19 protein-coding genes are annotated in these 17521 nt (G+C 46.7%); 11 read left to right on the top strand and 8 right to left on the bottom strand.

Annotation, left to right across the window (positions count from 1 at the left end):
- The 4 genes from BLV22_RS05170 to BLV22_RS05155 all read left to right on the top strand — a co-directional run bounded on the left by BLV22_RS05170 (position 1) and on the right by BLV22_RS05155 (position 3295).
- The gene (locus BLV22_RS05170) at positions 1–270 is read left to right on the top strand and encodes a hypothetical protein (protein WP_091612118.1); all 270 of its coding nucleotides are present in this window, start codon (positions 1–3) and stop codon (positions 268–270) included.
- 35 nt (positions 271–305) lie between these two features.
- Positions 306–1070: a membrane protein insertase YidC gene (gene yidC / locus BLV22_RS05165; RefSeq protein ID WP_245724009.1), complete on the top strand. Its 765-nt coding sequence runs from the start codon at positions 306–308 to the stop codon at positions 1068–1070.
- 159 nt (positions 1071–1229) lie between these two features.
- Positions 1230–1919: a response regulator transcription factor gene (locus tag BLV22_RS05160; RefSeq protein ID WP_091612113.1), complete on the top strand. Its 690-nt coding sequence runs from the start codon at positions 1230–1232 to the stop codon at positions 1917–1919.
- Entirely contained in the window at positions 1916–3295 is a 1380-nt protein-coding gene (locus tag BLV22_RS05155) for a sensor histidine kinase (protein WP_091612110.1), read from the top strand. Before BLV22_RS05160 ends, BLV22_RS05155 begins: the two co-directional genes overlap by 4 nt.
- A gap of 27 nt (positions 3296–3322) precedes the next feature.
- On the opposite strand, the gene BLV22_RS05150 is transcribed toward BLV22_RS05155, so the two are convergent.
- Both BLV22_RS05150 and BLV22_RS05145 read right to left on the bottom strand, forming a co-directional pair.
- On the bottom strand, positions 3323–4246 hold the full coding sequence (locus tag BLV22_RS05150) for a peptidylprolyl isomerase (RefSeq protein WP_091612108.1): 924 nt from the start codon (positions 4244–4246) through the stop codon (positions 3323–3325).
- 135 nt (positions 4247–4381) lie between these two features.
- Positions 4382–4567, bottom strand: a complete 186-nt coding sequence (locus tag BLV22_RS05145; protein WP_022793771.1) for a hypothetical protein — start codon at positions 4565–4567, stop codon at positions 4382–4384.
- Positions 4568–4729: 162 nt separating this feature from the next.
- On the opposite strand from BLV22_RS05145, the gene BLV22_RS05140 reads away from it, so the two are divergent.
- Positions 4730–5299, top strand: coding sequence for a YpmS family protein (locus BLV22_RS05140; protein ID WP_176967655.1), 570 nt, complete (start codon positions 4730–4732; stop codon positions 5297–5299).
- Between the two features lie 40 nt (positions 5300–5339).
- Here the strand turns inward: BLV22_RS05140 and BLV22_RS05135 are convergent, their stop codons facing one another.
- The 5 genes from BLV22_RS05135 to BLV22_RS05115 all read right to left on the bottom strand — a co-directional run bounded on the left by BLV22_RS05135 (position 5340) and on the right by BLV22_RS05115 (position 8760).
- Entirely contained in the window at positions 5340–5888 is a 549-nt protein-coding gene (locus BLV22_RS05135; RefSeq protein WP_091612103.1) for a DUF3267 domain-containing protein, read from the bottom strand.
- Between the two features lie 184 nt (positions 5889–6072).
- Positions 6073–6636 carry an HTH-type transcriptional regulator Hpr gene (locus tag BLV22_RS05130; RefSeq protein WP_091612100.1) on the bottom strand — a complete coding sequence of 188 codons (564 nt, stop codon included), beginning with the start codon at positions 6634–6636 and terminating at the stop codon, positions 6073–6075.
- Positions 6637–6675: 39 nt separating this feature from the next.
- Positions 6676–7035 (bottom strand): hypothetical protein, encoded by a 360-nt coding sequence (locus BLV22_RS05125; RefSeq protein ID WP_022793775.1) that lies wholly within the window; start codon positions 7033–7035, stop codon positions 6676–6678.
- 176 nt (positions 7036–7211) lie between these two features.
- The gene (gene serC / locus BLV22_RS05120) at positions 7212–8297 is read right to left on the bottom strand and encodes a 3-phosphoserine/phosphohydroxythreonine transaminase (protein ID WP_091612097.1); all 1086 of its coding nucleotides are present in this window, start codon (positions 8295–8297) and stop codon (positions 7212–7214) included.
- A 34-nt stretch (positions 8298–8331) separates the two neighbouring features.
- Complete coding sequence (locus BLV22_RS05115) at positions 8332–8760, bottom strand: HIT family protein (protein ID WP_091612094.1); 429 nt, start codon at positions 8758–8760, stop codon at positions 8332–8334.
- A gap of 176 nt (positions 8761–8936) precedes the next feature.
- Between BLV22_RS05115 and BLV22_RS05110 the strand changes: the two genes are divergently transcribed.
- Both BLV22_RS05110 and BLV22_RS05105 read left to right on the top strand, forming a co-directional pair.
- A complete protein-coding gene (locus BLV22_RS05110; RefSeq protein WP_091612091.1) occupies positions 8937–9683 on the top strand; it encodes an ABC transporter ATP-binding protein in 747 nt (248 codons plus the stop codon).
- Positions 9680–10891 (top strand): ABC transporter permease, encoded by a 1212-nt coding sequence (locus BLV22_RS05105; protein ID WP_091612087.1) that lies wholly within the window; start codon positions 9680–9682, stop codon positions 10889–10891. Before BLV22_RS05110 ends, BLV22_RS05105 begins: the two co-directional genes overlap by 4 nt.
- A gap of 44 nt (positions 10892–10935) precedes the next feature.
- On the opposite strand, the gene BLV22_RS05100 is transcribed toward BLV22_RS05105, so the two are convergent.
- Entirely contained in the window at positions 10936–12114 is a 1179-nt protein-coding gene (locus BLV22_RS05100; RefSeq protein WP_281241094.1) for a M20 family metallopeptidase, read from the bottom strand.
- Between the two features lie 211 nt (positions 12115–12325).
- On the opposite strand from BLV22_RS05100, the gene liaF reads away from it, so the two are divergent.
- From liaF to hemH, 4 genes are all read left to right on the top strand, one after another.
- The gene (gene liaF / locus BLV22_RS05095) at positions 12326–13117 is read left to right on the top strand and encodes a cell wall-active antibiotics response protein LiaF (RefSeq protein WP_091612085.1); all 792 of its coding nucleotides are present in this window, start codon (positions 12326–12328) and stop codon (positions 13115–13117) included.
- Positions 13118–13185: 68 nt separating this feature from the next.
- On the top strand, positions 13186–15342 hold the full coding sequence (locus BLV22_RS05090; protein WP_091612082.1) for a transglycosylase domain-containing protein: 2157 nt from the start codon (positions 13186–13188) through the stop codon (positions 15340–15342).
- A 176-nt stretch (positions 15343–15518) separates the two neighbouring features.
- Positions 15519–16571, top strand: coding sequence for a uroporphyrinogen decarboxylase (gene hemE, locus BLV22_RS05085; RefSeq protein WP_091612080.1), 1053 nt, complete (start codon positions 15519–15521; stop codon positions 16569–16571).
- Positions 16568–17500, top strand: a complete 933-nt coding sequence (gene hemH, locus BLV22_RS05080) for a ferrochelatase (RefSeq protein ID WP_091612077.1) — start codon at positions 16568–16570, stop codon at positions 17498–17500. The genes hemE and hemH overlap by 4 nt, the downstream gene beginning before the upstream one ends.
- The last annotated feature ends 21 nt before the right edge of the window (positions 17501–17521 follow it).

The following is a 17521-nucleotide window of genomic DNA, read 5'->3' as shown; positions in this document are numbered from 1 at the left end:
TTGTTTTTTATTGAAACGTTTGCAGAAATAAACTGGGTGGAATGGCTCCTCCTTGTCAGCGTGCTCATTACTACGCTTTGGATCGTCAGCCAGCATCTTACGAGCACGAATGCTTATTCCCTCCATCATGAGGAAGCCAATGTCTGCTATGAAGATTACAGCCGGGTGCCGGAGATGGCTGCTCTTCGCTTTGTTACTGTACAAAAGAAGATACCGGACCGCTCAGACAGCAGGCATGATGATGAAGACTCTTCTTATTTTTCATCATAATTTGGAAGCATGAAAAATAAGAAGGAGTGAATGTAGTGAATAGTAAATGGAAATTAATAGCAATGCTGGGTGTTTTAATGCTGGTGCTCGCCGGTTGTGGCGGCGAACAGGAAGCTATATCGGCAGACAGTGAAGGAATTTGGGATCGTTTCTTTGTATACCCGTTTTCGTGGCTTTTAATCACGCTTGCCCAATTTTTTAATGGTGATTACGGCCTTTCAATCATTGCAGTAACGATCATTATCCGTATTGTACTTCTTCCACTGTTCTTAAAGCAGCAGAACAGTGCGATCGCCATGAAGCGGCTTCAGCCGAGAATGAAAGAGCTTCAGGAAAAATACAGCTCTAAAAACCAGGCGGAAGCACAGAAGCTTCAGCAGGAAATGATGAAGCTGTACCGGGATGAAGGCGTAAACCCAATGATGGGGTGTCTGCCTATTCTTCTGCAGATGCCGATTTTAATGGCCTTTTACTTTGCCATTCAGCGGACAGAAGAACTCGCAGCCCACAGCTTCCTATGGGTAGACCTTGGAGAACCGGATCCATTTTTTATTTTCCCAATCCTCGCTGGGCTGATGATGTTTTTGCAGACAAAAATCACGGCGAAGGATATGCCTGAAAACATGAGGCCGATTATGATGCTGATGCCGGTGATGATGATTGTAGCCGGAATCTTTCTGCCATCTGCCCTTTCTCTTTACTGGGCGACAGGCGGTGTGTTTATGATTTTCCAAACCCTCGTGTTCACAAAGCGCAAAGAAAAAATGGAACAGAGCCAGCAGGAAAAAACAACAACGTAACTATGAAAGAAAGCCGCCTGCAGGTAAGCAGTGCGGCTTTCTTTATAGAAACATTGATGTATAAATACCGTCTAACACAGAGGAAAGTGGAAACTGAGTAATAATACTGCTACGATAATAGCAGATGAATACGTATCTTCAGAGGAAGGAACGAGATAAATGACGACTGCATATACAATTTATTTAGTGGAAGATGAAGAAAATCTTTCTGGAGTATTGAAGCCTTACATGGAGAAGGAAGGGTGGGAAGTGACCGTCTTTGATAACGGTACGGACGCGCTGGAGGCCAAAGAAGAGCCGCCGCACCTGTGGGTGCTCGATATTATGCTGCCGGGGACGGACGGTTACCAGATATTAAAGGAAATTCGTTCTTCAAAAAAAGGAGAAGTACCGGTGATTTTTATTTCCGCGAGAGATCAGGATCTTGACCGGGTGCTCGGTCTTGAAATGGGAAGCGATGACTACTTGGCGAAACCATTTCTCCCACAGGAATTGATCATCCGAGCCAAAAAGCTTCTTTCCCGGGTGTATGGTGAAGCGCAGACCGAAACAAAAAAAACAGAAGTAAACAATTATTATATCGATCCGGAAGCACGCACAGTGACGGATGCTGAAAATAATGAGGACCATATCGAGCTGACTACAAAAGAGATGGACTTGATCCTGCTTTTGACCGAAGAGGTAGGCAAAGCCTTGTCGAGAGAAGATATCATTGAGCATGTGTGGGGAGAAAACTATTTCGGCTCCGAGCGGGCTGTAGATGACGTTGTGCGGAGAGTCCGGAAGAAAATGCCCAGAATTCATCTGGAGACTCTGTATGGATACGGATATCGTGTTCTGCCGTCATGATGAAAGTGAATTTAACTCAGCGCATTTGGCTCTCTTTTATTGCCATTATTGTTCTGGTCGGTCTGACAGTCATTATCGTATATCCTATTTCTATCCGGGGAACGCTGACGGAAGAAACCTACCGGATTATCGAAGAAGAACAGGCGCAGCTCGTTAATCCGCTGAGTGATTATTTCACACCCCCGGAGTCAGACGATCTGGATTTCATTGAAAGACGGGAAGCAGAGCGTTCAGTGGGGCACGTTTTTGTCACAGAAAACGAAACGGTCAGCGGGGAACCGCGCCCCCCGGCCGAGGTGGAAAAAGAAATGCTTGAAAATGCCGGCAATCAAAATGCGGAACGGGAGAGGTATGAGCTTACTTTTAATGATGCTACGCTGTTTTATGTGATCACAAAAGTAGAGTCGGACGGAGAAGAAGCGTTCCAGATTTCCTACATGTGGGATACGTATAGAGACACAATGGTGAACCGTTTATGGACCCGCCTTGTGTACATACTGCTCATTACAAGCGTTGTAAGCCTGCTGCCGGCAATCTGGCTTAAACGCTACTTGCGGCAGCCGCTGCGGGTACTCGGCAACCGCTTTGAGCAGATTGCAGAAAGGAATTGGCGGGAGCCTTTTAATTGGAAAGGGGACCAGGACTTTCAGAAGCTGTCGGAGCAGTTTGAACGGATGCGCCAAAATTTAATCCGTTATGATAATTCACAAAAAACATTTATCCAGCACGCCTCCCACGAGCTTAAAACACCCATTATGGTGGTTAAATCCTATGCTCAATCCGTCAAAGATGGCATTCTGCCTAAAAAGGATATGGAAAAAACAATGGATGTCATTATTGATGAAGCGAACCGTATGGATAAAAGGGTCAGGGATATGCTGTATTACACGAAACTTGATTCGCTGAAAACAGAGGCGATTGAATATGAAGAAATCATATTCGGCAAACTCGCTTATGCGATTGAAGAACGTTTCCGTCTGCAGCGCAGCGATATCCGTTTTTACATTGAAGGGGCAAGCGTACGTATGTATGCGGACGCTGAGCATATGCGGGTGCTGCTTGAAAATTTAGTGGAAAATGCCTTGCGCTACGCAGAAGACAGTATTTGGATTAAAGCAGAAAAGTATCCGGACGGCCGGGTGGAAATTACTGTTGAAAATAACGGAGAAAACATTAATGAAGAAGAGCTTGAATATATTTTTACGCCGTTCAGAAAAGGAAATAAGGGGCAATTCGGGCTTGGTCTTGCGATTGTAAGCCAAATTGCTGAACTGCACGAAGCGTCAAAAGAAGCGGCCAACACGGATACAGGAGTTCGATTTACGATTATACTCCCGGCAGAAAATGAAATAGAAACGCAAAAAACCGAGGCGTAACCGCCCCGGTTTTTTTATACAAAAATGTCAGCTGCCTGAACTTTCTTCACTGGCTTCAGTGTATGTCTGGACCCAGTCCTCGTAGTCTTCGTTTTCGACGTTGATGTCAGCGTTCTGCATAAGTTCATTCAGCACCTGTTGTCCGTCCTGCTGCTCTTCAGCTTCAAGAGCCTGTTTGATCTCGTCTTTTAATTCCTTATAGCTTTCTTTTTTGCCGGTGACATTAATAATGTGGAAGCCGTGCTCGGTTTCGACAGGCTCTTCGGAGATGGAGTCCGTATCCATGTTAAAGGCAGCTTCCTCGAAAGCCTCCGTCATTTCACCTTTACCAAAATAACCAAGCTCTCCGTCGCTTTCACCAGAAGCAGTATCGATAGACTTTTCTTTTGCAATCTCAGCAAATTCTGCGCCGCCTTCGAGTTCTTTGATTATTTCGTCTGCCTCTTCTTCACTTTCAACAAGAATATGGCTTGCTTCGACCTGCATAAGATCGTCTTTATTTTTTTCGTAGTAATTTTTCATTTCTTCTTCGGTTACGTCCACATCCTGGGAGCCGAGTTCATCAACCACGAGCTGAGGCTTTACATACTGCTCCTTGAAAGCTTTAACGCTCTCCACCTGAACGCCCATATGTTCCTGTATAGTTTGAAGGAACTGGTCGTTATCGTCTATCCCGTACTGCTCTTTCATAGACTTGAATTCCTGAGTCACCTGTTTATCTGAAATATCGAGATCCTCGGCTTTATCATTTAATACTTTTTGCTGCACAAGATTGTTTAAGGCACTTTCTCCGTAGTTGTCCTTTAAATCATCCATCAAATCCTGCTCAGATATACTTTCGCCGTTCACTTCAACAATCGCGTCGTCTCCTGCTGCGCTGCCTTCATTGCTGCAGGATGCAAGCAGAAGAGCTCCGCTGATCCCTGCGATTGTAAAAATATATTTTTTCATTTCTCCAGCTCCCTATGTATGTTCATGGCACCCTGATATTATACCATATTAAAAAGTTTAAAAATGTCGATTAATGTAAAAAATCTCATGTAAAAAATCCTATTGTAAAATACAATAGGATCGAAATTCTCAGCTTCAGGCTGCCAAAAGAAGTTCAACATACGATGAAATCAACAGGATAGTCACAAGTATGTTGATAGTGTTAAAGACCTTCGGCTGTTTTTCGTCCGGGACTTCCCGCTGGGTTACAAACTTATTGGTCATGGAGTTCATGATGAACAGGTAAGCAACAGCGAATACAATAAAGAAAAGAATAAACATAAAATTCCCCCATTCCTAACGATACTACCATAACAAATCATAAAGCAAAAAGATAGGCAGAACCCGGAGGAGCAAAGAAAAAAGATATTATATCTATAACGTTTTTGCCGAACATGATATAGTGAAAAAGCAGTTGTTACAAGAAAAAAGGAGTGGATCTGCTTGACGCGGAACATATGGAAAATTTTATTCATTCTGCTATTAGTCATCAACGTTATTATCATCGGTGCTGTAGTCTTCTGGTGGGCTTCTCTGGACCAGGAGGGCGGATCCACCGAAACAGAACCGCAGACCTCTGAAGAGGAAGAGTTTCAACCGTATTTTACCGGGGAGACAAATTCTGCTCAGGTAAATAATATTTTAGAAGCAGAAATGGAAAACGAAAGAGCCGACTTAGTGGTGGAAGACGGCCAGTTTAAAATTATTTCTGCGCTTGAGCTTCTCGGTCGTGAAATTGATATTGAGCTGAGTTTTGTGCCGGAGGCTTTAGATAACGGAAATGTCGAACTGCAGAAGGATGATTTCTCCATTGCGGGGCTTCCGCTGCCGGGGCCGGAAGTGTTAACGGTCGTGCAGAATCAGTCGGAATTTCCGGAGTTTGTCCAGATTAATCCGGAAGAAGAAACGATCAGAATACGCCTTGATCAGTGGAGTGAAGATGAAGAGTATACTGTGCGGGCAGAGAGAGTCAACCTGGAGGAAGACAATATTGTCTTTGTCGTAGGCAGATAAAAAAGAACCCGGGGCCAAATGGCTCCGGGTTCTTTTTTACTTAAGAAGGCTGCTTCAATACAATATCCATGCCGTCAAGCTTTCGTTCCACTGTACAGTGTTTTGGAGCTCTTACCAGCTGGCGGATAAAAGCAAAATCATGAAGAGCCATGCCGCTGTTTAATGAAAAAATAATAAGAAAGTAATGCATATAGCCGGGCATGAGTACGGCACCTGCAATACTTGCGGTCCCAAGAATTATAAACGGGTTGAGCATAGCGGTAACGTACATATTTCTCGATACTGGTTTACTGAAGCTGTATTTAATCACAGGAAGCTGTTTCCTGCGGTCTCTGTCAAATTTCCAGGTTGTGGCGATACCAATCATCCAAAGTGGTACGGCGTGCAAAATAGAATGCAGAGGGTAGATCATAAGCATTATTAAAAGAAGAACTTCCAGGCCGATACCTTTCAGCTGTGTTTCCGGCTGAAGTGAACTAAAGATTAAAAAAGTAAACATAAAAGTTAAAAAGGAAAATCCTACCGACATGATTGTCATTTTTGTTGTGTTGTTTTCTTTTCGTAGATTTACTGATTTCCAGCAATTCATGCGACGGCCTCCTCTCTCTCCAAACCCCAACTTTGAATAATGTAATACCAACAGAAGAAAAAATCAATAGGGTTATAAAAAAAATATATAGAACGAAATTTCTAACAATTCGTTCTACAGGAGAGAAAAGAAGCCAATACGCTGATGCAGGAATCCTGAGCAGAGCAGGTGGACTATAAAAGGTTTATTTGGCAGATCTGTCCGCTGGAAGCAGGGTTCCGTCTTTATCCATAAAGTCATTTTCAAAAGACTGGAGGGACTCTTCAAACAAATGCATAAATTCTTCTCCGTAAATGTAGCGTACGATAGTCATAAGTTCAGAAAACTCGGGAAACTTTCCATACAGCTCTTTGATGGGAAGGGCTCCTTCAGAAACTTGAAACGTTTCCTTTTCGTAAGACTCGAGGATGGAGAGAAGCAGGTTTTCGCCGTCTTCTGTCAGCTCGATATACGTATTGCGCTTATCATTCGTTTTCTTTGAAAATTTTAGCAGGCTGCGGTCTTCCAGCTTTTTCGAAAAATTAAATGCTGTTGAGACATGCATAACCCCGAACTTCGCAATCCCGGAAACAGAAGCGCCCTCTAATTGGTGCGCGACCCAGAGAATTTGAAATTCATTAATATTTAAATTATAAGGCTTAACCCATTCCTGCCAATCTTTTTCCACTGATTTCCATAATGCTTTAGACAGCTGTGCAGCACGGAGGCTGAATAGTATCGACTGCTTGGCATCAAATGAAGAGTCCAATTAAAGAACCCCCTCTCTTATAAGCTGGGTCGTCAGTGACTAGGAACGTCTGGTTTCTTTTTTGATCTGCTTATTTAATTGAGAAATGGAATCAGAAATTTCTTTTACCTGTTCCTGAATGGAGGCAACCTCGGGTTCAACTTCCTGCTTGTACCGCTTGTAGGTTTTTTTCATTTCTTTGGTCAGCACATCGAATGCCTGGAAACCTTCTGTAGCAGCATACTGCCAGTCTTCCATGGCTGATTTATTTGTTGAGGATTTCAAGCCGGGGCGATTCCATTCCGAGTGCTTAATGGAATGGCGTACGGCAGGACCGGAAGCAGGTGTAGTAAAAAGTATAATTAAACTGCTAGCTAACGACCCTGTGAATATACCGGCAAAAAGAGATTTCAAATCCATCCGCCTCATTCCTTCCTTGAAATACATTTTTAATATATTATTCTTTAATAGTAGTATAGGCGAATTCGGGGAAAAAATAAAGAATTTCAAACCATTTCGGGTACCTCGAACGAAGAGAGTCCTATAAATTTTTATTTTATAAAAATAATCAGCGGATAATTCCGCTGATTAAAAACCTACTGATGATTTTTTTGAAAGGTAAGCATAAAGTCCTGAAGAGCCTGGCAGCTCTCTTTGGAAACAGCATTATAAATGGAAGCGCGGCATCCGCCGACAGAACGGTGGCCGTTTAATCCGACAAAGCCCGCCTGCTTGGCTTCGGCTAAAAATTGTTTATTCAATTCTTCAGTAGGAAGATTAAAAGTGACGTTCATGGAGGATCGGCTGTCTGTTTCAGCATGACCCCGGTAAAACCCGCCGCTGCCGTCAATAGTGTCATACAGCATAGCTGCTTTTTCCTTATTGCGCTGCTGCATGCCAAGGACGCCTCCGCGTTCTTCCACCCAGCCGAGTACTTCATTCAGAAGGTAAACAGCAAATGTCGGAGGGGTATGGAAAAGCGAGTTTTTTTCCGCATGGGTGTCATAGCGGAGCATGGTCGGGGTGTGCCCGGGAGCCTGGCTGACCCATTCTTTTTTGACGATAACGACAGTGACGCCGGACGGACCAAGATTTTTTTGGGCCCCCGCGTAAATCGCTCCAAACGATGAGACCGGAACCGGACGGCTTAAAATGTCGCTCGACATATCGGCGACTACCGGGGAAAGCCAGTTATAATCGAGCTCCTGCCACTGCGTGCCAAAAATAGTATTATTTGTGGTAATGTGTACGTATTTGTCCCGGCTGTCGAGCTGAAGGGCGTCAACATCGGGAATATGGGTGAAATTTTGATCTTTTGCCGAAGCCCCTACCCGGGTCTGGCCGATCATCTGCGCTTCTTTTAACGCTTTTTCCGACCAGGAGCCTGTTAAAATATAGTTAGCCGTTTCTCCGGATTGGAGCACGTTCATCGGAAGCATTGAAAACTGCAGACTCGCTCCTCCCTGCAGAAGCAGTACTTCATAATCCTCCGGAATATCGAGCAGAGTCCGGAGCCTTTCCTGGGCCTGGTTATGCACTTGCTCGTAATCAGTACTCCGGTGGCTGAGCTCCATGACGCTCATGCCCGTATGGTTGAAATCAAGCATTTCCTTCTGGGCTTTTTCCAGAACTTCGTCCGGCAGAGCAGCCGGACCTGCGTTAAAATTATATGCGCGTGACATATGATCTCTCCTTTAGCCATCCATATTTATTTTTCTATAAATGATCGGCAATCCCTTTAGCCATATCGGCTAAATCAGCGCTTGTGTACTGTTCGTTGTTATCGGTAAATGTAAAAGAGAACCCATCGTTTTCGGTATAACGTGGAATGAAATGAAGATGATAATGAAAAACGGATTGCGAGGCCACGCTGTTATTGTTGTTTAGAAGGTTCATACCGGCTGGTTGAAAGGCTTCTTTTATAGCGTTCGCAATCTCGGGGGCTTTTTTAAAAAGAGCCGCTGCAGTTTCGGGACGGAGTTCGTAAATGTTTTCCTGATGGTCCTTTGGGATTAAGAGGGTATGGCCCTTCGTGGTCTGTCCCAGATCCATAAATGCCAGAAGGTCGTCATCCTCATAGACGACAGAAGCAGGAATTTCCCCAGCTGCTATCTTGCAGAAAATGCAGTCATCATTGTGTGCCATAGTGTTGATCTCCTTTCTAAACGTGAGTATATCTACTATCCTATTATACGTAGTTACAGTTTAGAGTTAAATGGAAATGTAAGAAGAAATGAATTCCGTGCAAAAATATACAAAATACGGTGAAACTGTGTAGAATATAAAAAGACTGTATTTTACTTAGCTGAAGGAGCGTTTGTATGACAGCATTACTTACTATCGATCATATTACCGGCGGGTACAATATCCATAAGCCGGTGCTCCATGACCTAAAATTTGACGTGGGCCCCGGGGAAATTGTCGGCTTAATCGGATTGAATGGCGCCGGGAAAAGCACGACGATCAAGCATGTGCTCGGACTAATGGAGCCGGTAAAGGGCGAAATTTATATTAATGATAAAACCATTCATGAGGATGCAGAAGCTTACCGGAAACAGCTGGCATACATTCCTGAATCACCTATATTATACGAAGAAATGACGCTCTGGGAGCATCTGCGCCTGACAGCAATGGCCTACGGGGTACCCGAAGGCGTCTGGGAAGACCGAAGTGAAAAGCTGATGGAAACCTATCAGATGAGTCGGCGGAAAAACTGGTTTCCCAATCATTTTTCTAAAGGAATGAGACAGAAGGTGATGATCATGTGCGCCTTTTTGGTAGAGCCGAAGCTGTACGTCGTCGATGAACCGTTTGTCGGGCTTGACCCGGTAGCCATTAAATCACTGCTCGATATGATGGTGGAAATGAAAGAAAACGGAGCGGGAATTTTAATGTCCACACATATTCTGGCTACCGCAGAACGCTATTGTGACCGCTTTGTGCTGCTGCATGAAGGGCGTGTCGCTTTGAAAGGAACCATGAAGGAAATCCAGGAGCAGGCGGGAATGCCTGGAGCGAACCTTGATGATTTGTATATCGAAGTGACTAAAGGAGAAATCACGTCATGACCGGGCAATGGTGGAACGAGCGGGCAGGAGCCTTCTGGGGGAAGGCCGGCCGTTACCTGCGGTTAATCGGGAACAGCGGGTTTATGTTTGCCCTGTATATTCTCCTGTTTGCCGGAGCAGTGTTTTACCCGGCTTTTCTGGACTGGCTCCCGCAGTCTCCATGGGTGGTGGTTGCTCTCTGGCTGATTTTTTCTGTATTAACGCTTCGCGGGCCGATCCGGCCGTTTGTTCAGTCCGGAGACCTTGTATTTCTGCTCCCGCTTGAAAAGCGGATGGTACCATTCTTCAAAAAATCCATCCGTTACTCAGCGGCTCTGCAGGGCGTGGAAGTGCTTACCGTGTATATCGTTCTTGGCCCGGTTATTCAGGAACGTACCGCGGCCGGGGGCGCTGGTTATATCGGCATGCTGCTGCTTTTGCTCGTAATAACCTTTTTAACGACATTTATTAAATGGGAAGAATGGAAATGGCACAATCATACTCATCGTTACATATCCACAGCGGTACGCTGGGTCTGGCCGGCTCTTTTAATGCTCGCTGCCTGGTGGGGGAGCATTTTTCTGGCCGGCGCCGGTCTCCTTGGATTGATCGGGCACTGGCAGCTGGTAAAGAGGCGTTCTGCTTCCATGCTGCTGCGCTGGGAAGTGCTTCTCGAAGCAGAAAACCACCAGCTGGCTAAATTTTACCGGTTTGTTCAGTCTTTTGCGGAAGTGCCCCATATTGAAGTGAAAATTAAACGCCGGCGCTGGCTGGCATCACTTGTGGACAAGTTTTCCCATAAGCAGGAAAATACGTATTTGTATTTGTACGGCAAAGCTTTTGTTCGTTCAGGGGAATATGCGGGTATGTTTATGCGTCTGCTTGTAGTCTGCGGACTGATCATGTACGCTTTTGCTCCGGAATGGATGCGACTTGGGATTGGCGGATTGTTTCTTTATATGACCGCTGTACAGCTCCAGGCTCTCAAAAGCCACTATGCCACCATTGACTGGCCGGATCTGTATCCTGTACCTGCGAAGTGGAAAGAACAGGCATTTATTACGTTTACGAGGGCACTTTTGATGGTACAGGGAGCGGGAATCGTTCTGCTTCACGCCTGGATCGGGCAGTCGCTTTTGGTAACGGCAGCACTTATTTTATTTGTGGCGCTGCTTCTTCTGTATTATCCCCGGTGGGTTACCCGGAGAAAGCAAAAAGAGATGGTATAAAAGACGAAAGGCCCCCTTTCTCCTGACGGAAAGGGGGCCTTTAATTATGAAGAAGTGCCGGGGTATTCCAAAACGGCTCTTCCGATGACCTGGGCTGCGGTGAGCATAGCCCGTTCATCAATATCGAATTTCGAATGGTGGTGCGGATACGTCGTTTCCCACTCCGGATGGCCGGCTCCTGTGAAGAAATATGTTCCTTTCACATGCTGGAGGTAATGCGCATAATCCTCTCCGGCCATCGACGGACTCATATACTCTGTCTTCTGTACCGACTCCGTTTTTTCAGCGCATTCAGCAATAAACTGGGCTTCATTACGGTGGTTGTCTACCGGGGGATAGCCGCGCAAATATTCATAGTCTGCTTCGGCTCCGGCGGCTTCACAGGTGCCGTGGACAATTTTTCCGATTTCTTCTTCGAACACGTCCCGCACGTTTTCATCAAAGCAGCGGGTAGTACCGGTAAGCTTCGCGCTGTCGGCAATTACGTTAAAGGCGTTGGCAGCTTCAAAAGAGCCGACGGAGAGCACTCCGGAATGAAGCGGGTCGAGGCGGCGGCTGACAATCTGCTGCAAACTGGTGACAACCTGGGAGCCGATCACGATGGCGTCTTTGGTAAGGTGCGGCTGGGCACCGTGTCCGCCCTTGCCGCGAATCGTAATATGAAAACGGTCTGAAGCAGCCATCATTGGACCTTCGCAGTACTGCACAGTTCCGTAGGGAACCGTCGCCCATAGGTGCGTGCCGAAGATGACGTCCACCCCTTCAAGGCAGCCGTCCTGAATCATCTCAATCGCTCCGCCGGGAGCATATTCTTCCGCGTGCTGGTGGATGAAAACAATGGTGCCGCTTAAGCTGTGCTTTTCTTCCTGAAGGGCTTTAGCAAGGACAAGCAGATACGCAGTATGGCCGTCATGCCCGCAGGCATGCATCACGCCGTCAATCTTTGAAGCGAAAGGAAGACCGGTGTTTTCCTGGATGGGCAGAGCGTCAAAATCCGCCCGGAGAGCGATAACGGGACCGGGTTTTTCACCGCGGAGAACGGCGGTGACACCGCGCCCGCCTACATTGGTACGTACCTCATGCCCCAGCTGCCGATGGTAATCGGCTATGTAGGCTGGTGTCTTTTCTTCCTCAAAGGAAAGCTCGGGGTACTGGTGCAGATACCTGCGAATCTCGACCATTTCCGGGTAAAGCTCTTCTAATCTGCTGAATAAATTATCCACAAAGGTTCACATCCTTTATTGAAACGTAATGAAACAGAAGGAAATTAGGTATGTCTCCATTTAGTAGTAGCGTATAATAGATACATAAGCTGTATAGTATTTTCTTATCATACATGATCCTTTCCCGAAAATAAAATAAGGAAATCTGGAACGGGCAGGCAGCCTGCTGCGTATATTTATAAAATAAACAGAAGAAGGGCGGAAAGAAAGGATGAGCCAAAGAACCGGTTTTTTAGGACTGGGTATTATTATAGCCGGAGTAAGTATTGTATCTTCTCAGCTTGGTTTTGACGCGAGTTTATTCATATGGCCTATCATAGCATTAAGCCTTGCCTGCTTTTTTGTTTACCAGCGGAACTACTGGCTCAGTGCTATGTTTGTCGGTCTCGCTCTGTTGCATGTATCCAACCGGGCGGATGTGCCTTTTATATTTACAGCGGTGATCACTGTGCTCTTCCTTGCGGGTGTTATTCTGTTTTATTTCTGGTGGAGCAGCTCCCGCAGAGAAATAGATATCGATAAAGACTTGAATACGTCTGAAGAAAAAAGCCGGAACAAAAGAAGCGCCTCCTACGCCCATGAGGTGCGCCGGGCCGGGCAGGAACGGGAGATTCCGGCACAGCATCGCTTTTTGGCAGGGCAGTGTGTGTATATAAAGAAACCTTTCAGAATTCGTGAAGCTGCCGTCCAGTACGGAGCGGGCGAAGTGATTATCGATTTTTCGAAAGCTAAAACGGAGGAAGAGACAGTGCCTGTACGAATCAGGGGCATGGCCGGGAGCATTAAGCTTTTTGTTCCGGAAAACTGGGACGTTAATGTTGACGCTAAAACGCTTGTTGGCGAAACGAAGGTGCTCGGCTATAAGGAAGAGGGCCTGAAGGCAGCGATGAAGGTCGAGCATAAGGCGAAAGAGCAGACACAGGTAACATTAAATATCGAGGCAGAGCTTGTCGTCGGCAGCATTCAGGTGAAGTATGCAAAACATCCCGCTGCTTCCGTGTAACTTAACGAAATGTCTGCCGACTAAAGCAGGGTGGAATATTTGTGTAAAAAGCGAGGGTGGCAGAGCTCATGAATAAACGAAAATGGGGAAAACGGCTGCTGATAGCTGCAGCGGCTTTTCTTCTGATTCTTGGCATATATTTATCCTCCGTGGTCATCGGCGCTGCTGCGATCAGTGAAAAGCAGCTGACGATGAATGAAACAACAACAATAGTTGATGACAGCGGGGAACAGCTAGCGGAGCTGTATTCAGAGGACAGGGAAGTTATCGAGGAAGAACAGATACCGGATCATGTAAAAGAAGCATTTATTTCCATTGAAGATATTAGGTTTTATGACCACCGCGGCATTGACCCGAGAGCGATTGCGCGTGCGCTGTACCGTGATATTTTAGCCGGTGGAATTGTGGAGGGCGGAAGTACGATTACCCAGCAGCTGGCGAAGAATGCTTTTCTCTCGAGTGACCAGACCTTCTTGCGTAAAACGAAGGAAGTGCTGATTGCTATGGGACTTGAAAAGAAATTCTCCAAGGATGAAGTAATGGGATACTATTTAAACCAGATTTACTTCGGTCACGGAGCTTACGGAATCCAGTCTGCCTCCCAGCAGTATTTCGGTAAAGACGCTTCCGAATTGAACGTTGAAGAAGGCGCTATGCTTGCGGCTATGGTAAAAGGGCCGAGCAATTATTCACCGGTGGATGAGCCGGAGGAGGCCAAAGAACGAAGAGATACTGTTATCGCTATTATGGAACGTGAAGGGTACATATCAGAAGAAGAAAAAGCGGCAGCAACTTCTGCGTCTATCCCTTCCGCGCTTCAGGAGCAGCAGACCCATCCGGAATACTACACGTATGTGGATATGCTCATGAAAGAAGCTCAGGAAAAATACAACATTGAACCTGAAGAAATTTACAAAGGCGGCTATACGATCCAGGTGCCGATGAACGAAGACATGCAAGAAGCTTCATACAGCCTGATGCAGGAAGAGACGTATTATCCGGACGGATCGGAGGATGCGGAGAGTGCCTTCTTTATGATGGATCACAGCAGCGGCGGAGTTGTCGCAGTGCAGGGCGGCCGGGATTACGAACGCCAGGGGATGAACCGGGCGGAAGTGCAGCGGCAGCCTGGGTCTGCGTTTAAGCCGCTGGCTGTATACGCACCTGCGCTCGAATCCGGAGAATATGAGCCCTATTCAATGCTTCAGGATGAACAAATGGATTACGATGGCTATTCTCCGAAAAATAACAGCGGGGAATATCAGGGCGAAGTGACAATGAGCGAAGCGCTGGAGCAGTCTATCAATACATCAGCAGTATGGCTCTATGACAAGCTTGACCGCAGCACAACGAATGATTTTTTAGAGGAAACAGGTATCGATCCGCAGGGGAACGGACTGGCGACGGCTCTTGGCGGTCTTGAAAACGGGGTTACCCCGGTACAGTTAACAGAAGCATATACGACGTTTTCAAATAACGGAACGAAAACAGAGCCGTACTTTATTACAAACATCAAAGACCGTAACGGAAATATTATTGTGGAAAATGAAAGAAAAGAGCAGAAAGTGATGGACCCGCAGAATGCATGGTACATGACCCGTATGCTCGAAAATGTAGTGGAAAACGGAACAGCATCAGCCGGAAGCACCTCCTACGATTTAGCCGGCAAAACAGGAACCACTTCATTTGAAGCGGTCGAAGACGGGGCGAGAGATGCCTGGTTCGCCGGCTACACACCGCAGTGGACCGGCACGCTCTGGATGGGGTATGATCAGACAACCGAAGACAATTATTTAACCGGCGGCAGTTCCCATGCGGTGGAACTGTTTAAATCCATTTTAAACGAGACGCCTGCTGGAAACAGCGCTGTAGAATTTGAAAAGCCCGAAGGCGTACGTGATTTGGAAGAGCCTGTGGAGCTTCCGGAAATTGATTCGCTTGAAGGGGATCTGACATTTGCCGGTGATGGCTTCTTAAACGTGGAACTTACGTGGGAAGCGTCTGAAGACGACCGCGTTAATTACACGATTTACGAAGTGACGGACGGAGAACGTGAAGAGATCGACCAGGTCCGCGGACAGGGAAGCTACACGATCCAAAATGCAAACCCATTTAATTTAAGAGAGTATATTGTCGTCCCTTCCTACGAACCGACCAACCAGGAAGGCGAGGAGTCGAACACGGCAGAGGTACAGGCCCGTTCTATTTTTGGAATAGGAGGGTAACAGAGACTTAGAGGCAGCCTTGGCGGGCTGCCTTATTTGCGCTTTACATTCATGAATTTTTTATGAATGTTGTCGAAATGCACTATACATGACAGGAGCGGTCAAGTTATGGTAAAAACAGAAAAGGTGATTGTGCGAACTTGAGTGGTGAGCAGGCAGAGAGGAAGTGCCCAAAAATGAAAGAAACCTTATACAATAATACTTTTTTAGAAGCAGCAGGAGGAAACTATACGGAACACGTGCCGGTATGGTACATGCGGCAGGCAGGAAGGTCACAGCCTGAATACCGTAAATTAAAAGAGAAATATTCGCTGGTGGAAATTACTCATGACCCCGAACTGTGTGCATATGTAACCCGCCTGCCGGTGGAACAGTATCAAAACGATGCGGCTATTTTATATAAAGACATTATGACACCGCTGCCGTCTATCGGCGTAGATGTAGAAATAAAACCGGGCATCGGTCCGGTGATTGACCGCCCGATTGAAACGCTGGCCGATGTAAAGCGGCTTGGAACGCTTGATCCGGAAAAGGATATCGACTATGTGCTTGAAACAATCAAGCTTCTGCGTCAGCAGCTGAATGTGCCGTTAATCAGCTTTAGCGGTGCCCCGTTTACCCTTGCGAGCTATATGATTGAAGGCGGCCCGTCGAAAAACTACCACCGGACGAAAAGCTTTATGTACTCGCAGCCGGACGCCTGGTTTGCATTGATGGATACACTTGGCGACATGGTGATTCGGTACGCCGGTGCCCAGATACAGGCCGGTGCCCAGGCTATTCAAATCTTTGACTCCTGGGTTGGTGCTTTAAACGCCGCCGATTACCGGCAGTACGTAAAGCCTGTTATGAGCAGAATTCTTGCGGCTTTAGAAGAAAAGAATGTGCCGGTGTCCATGTTCGGTGTCGGTGCCGGCCATCTGCTTGAAGACTGGAACGAGCTGCCGCTCTCCATTATTGGACTGGACTGGCGGACCTCAATTCTTGAAGCAAGAAACCGGGGTGTCACCAAAACGCTTCAGGGCAACCTGGATCCGAGCTTACTGCTTGCTCCGTGGCCGGAAATAGAGAAAAGAGCTGCTGCTATTATTGATGAAGGCATTCAGCATCCCGGATTTATTTTTAATTTGGGGCACGGCGTATTCCCGGATGTGAAGCCAGATACGCTGAAACGTTTAACAGCCTTCGTTCATGAATATTCGAAAGAACAGTTGGAGGGAAAACGATGAAAAAGAAAACCGGCCTTCTGGTGATGGCTTACGGAACTCCGAGAAGCCTCGACGAAGTAGAAAGCTATTACACTCATATCCGGCGTGGAAACAAACCGTCCGAAGAAGCTTTGGAGGATCTTGTCTCCCGTTATAAAGCAATTGGCGGGGTGTCCCCGCTTGCAAAAATCACGGAGGATCAGGCCTATGGCCTGGGCGAGGTGATGAACGAACGTCACCCGGAACGGGAATTTCACGTTTATATCGGTTTAAAGCATATTGACCCGTTTATCGAGGATGCTGTTGCTGAAATGAAAGAGGACGGCATCGAAGAGGCGTACAGCATCGTCCTGGCGCCGCATTTTTCGACATTCAGCGTAAAGTCTTATAATGGACGGGCCCAGGAAGAATCCTCCCGTATCAAGGGACCGACGATTCACAGCGTAGAAAGCTGGTACGACCAGCCGAAGTTTCTGCACTACTGGGCGGAACGGGTGCGTACCATGCTCGACGGGCTTGATGAAGCGAAAACATGTGTTATTTTTTCTGCTCACAGCCTGCCGGAAAAAATCATCGCCAAAGGAGACCCGTATCCGGAACAGCTGAAAGAAACCGCCCAATGGATCGCAGAGCGTGCCAATGTCCAGCACTACGATATCGGCTGGCAGAGTGAAGGGAACACCCCGGATCCATGGCTCGGACCGGATGTGCAGGATTTAACGAAGGATCTGCACCATCAATATGGTTATGAGTCATTCGTCTACTGTCCGGTTGGATTTGTAGCCGATCATCTCGAAGTGTTGTTTGATAATGATGTTGAATGTAAAGACGCCTGCGACAGTGTAGGAGCGGCATACCACCGGCCGGAAATGCCAAACAGCCAGCGTGAATTTCTGGAGGCGCTCGGCGACGCGATTGATGCTTTAGTGGAACAGAAGGTTTCCTCATAATATAAAAAGGCGTCCTTTCAG

Origin of the sequence: Marinococcus luteus (genome assembly GCF_900106595.1) — a bacterium.
In the GTDB taxonomy this organism is placed as follows: domain Bacteria; phylum Bacillota; class Bacilli; order Bacillales; family Marinococcaceae; genus Marinococcus; species Marinococcus luteus.
This window is presented reverse-complemented; position numbering and strand designations above follow the sequence as displayed.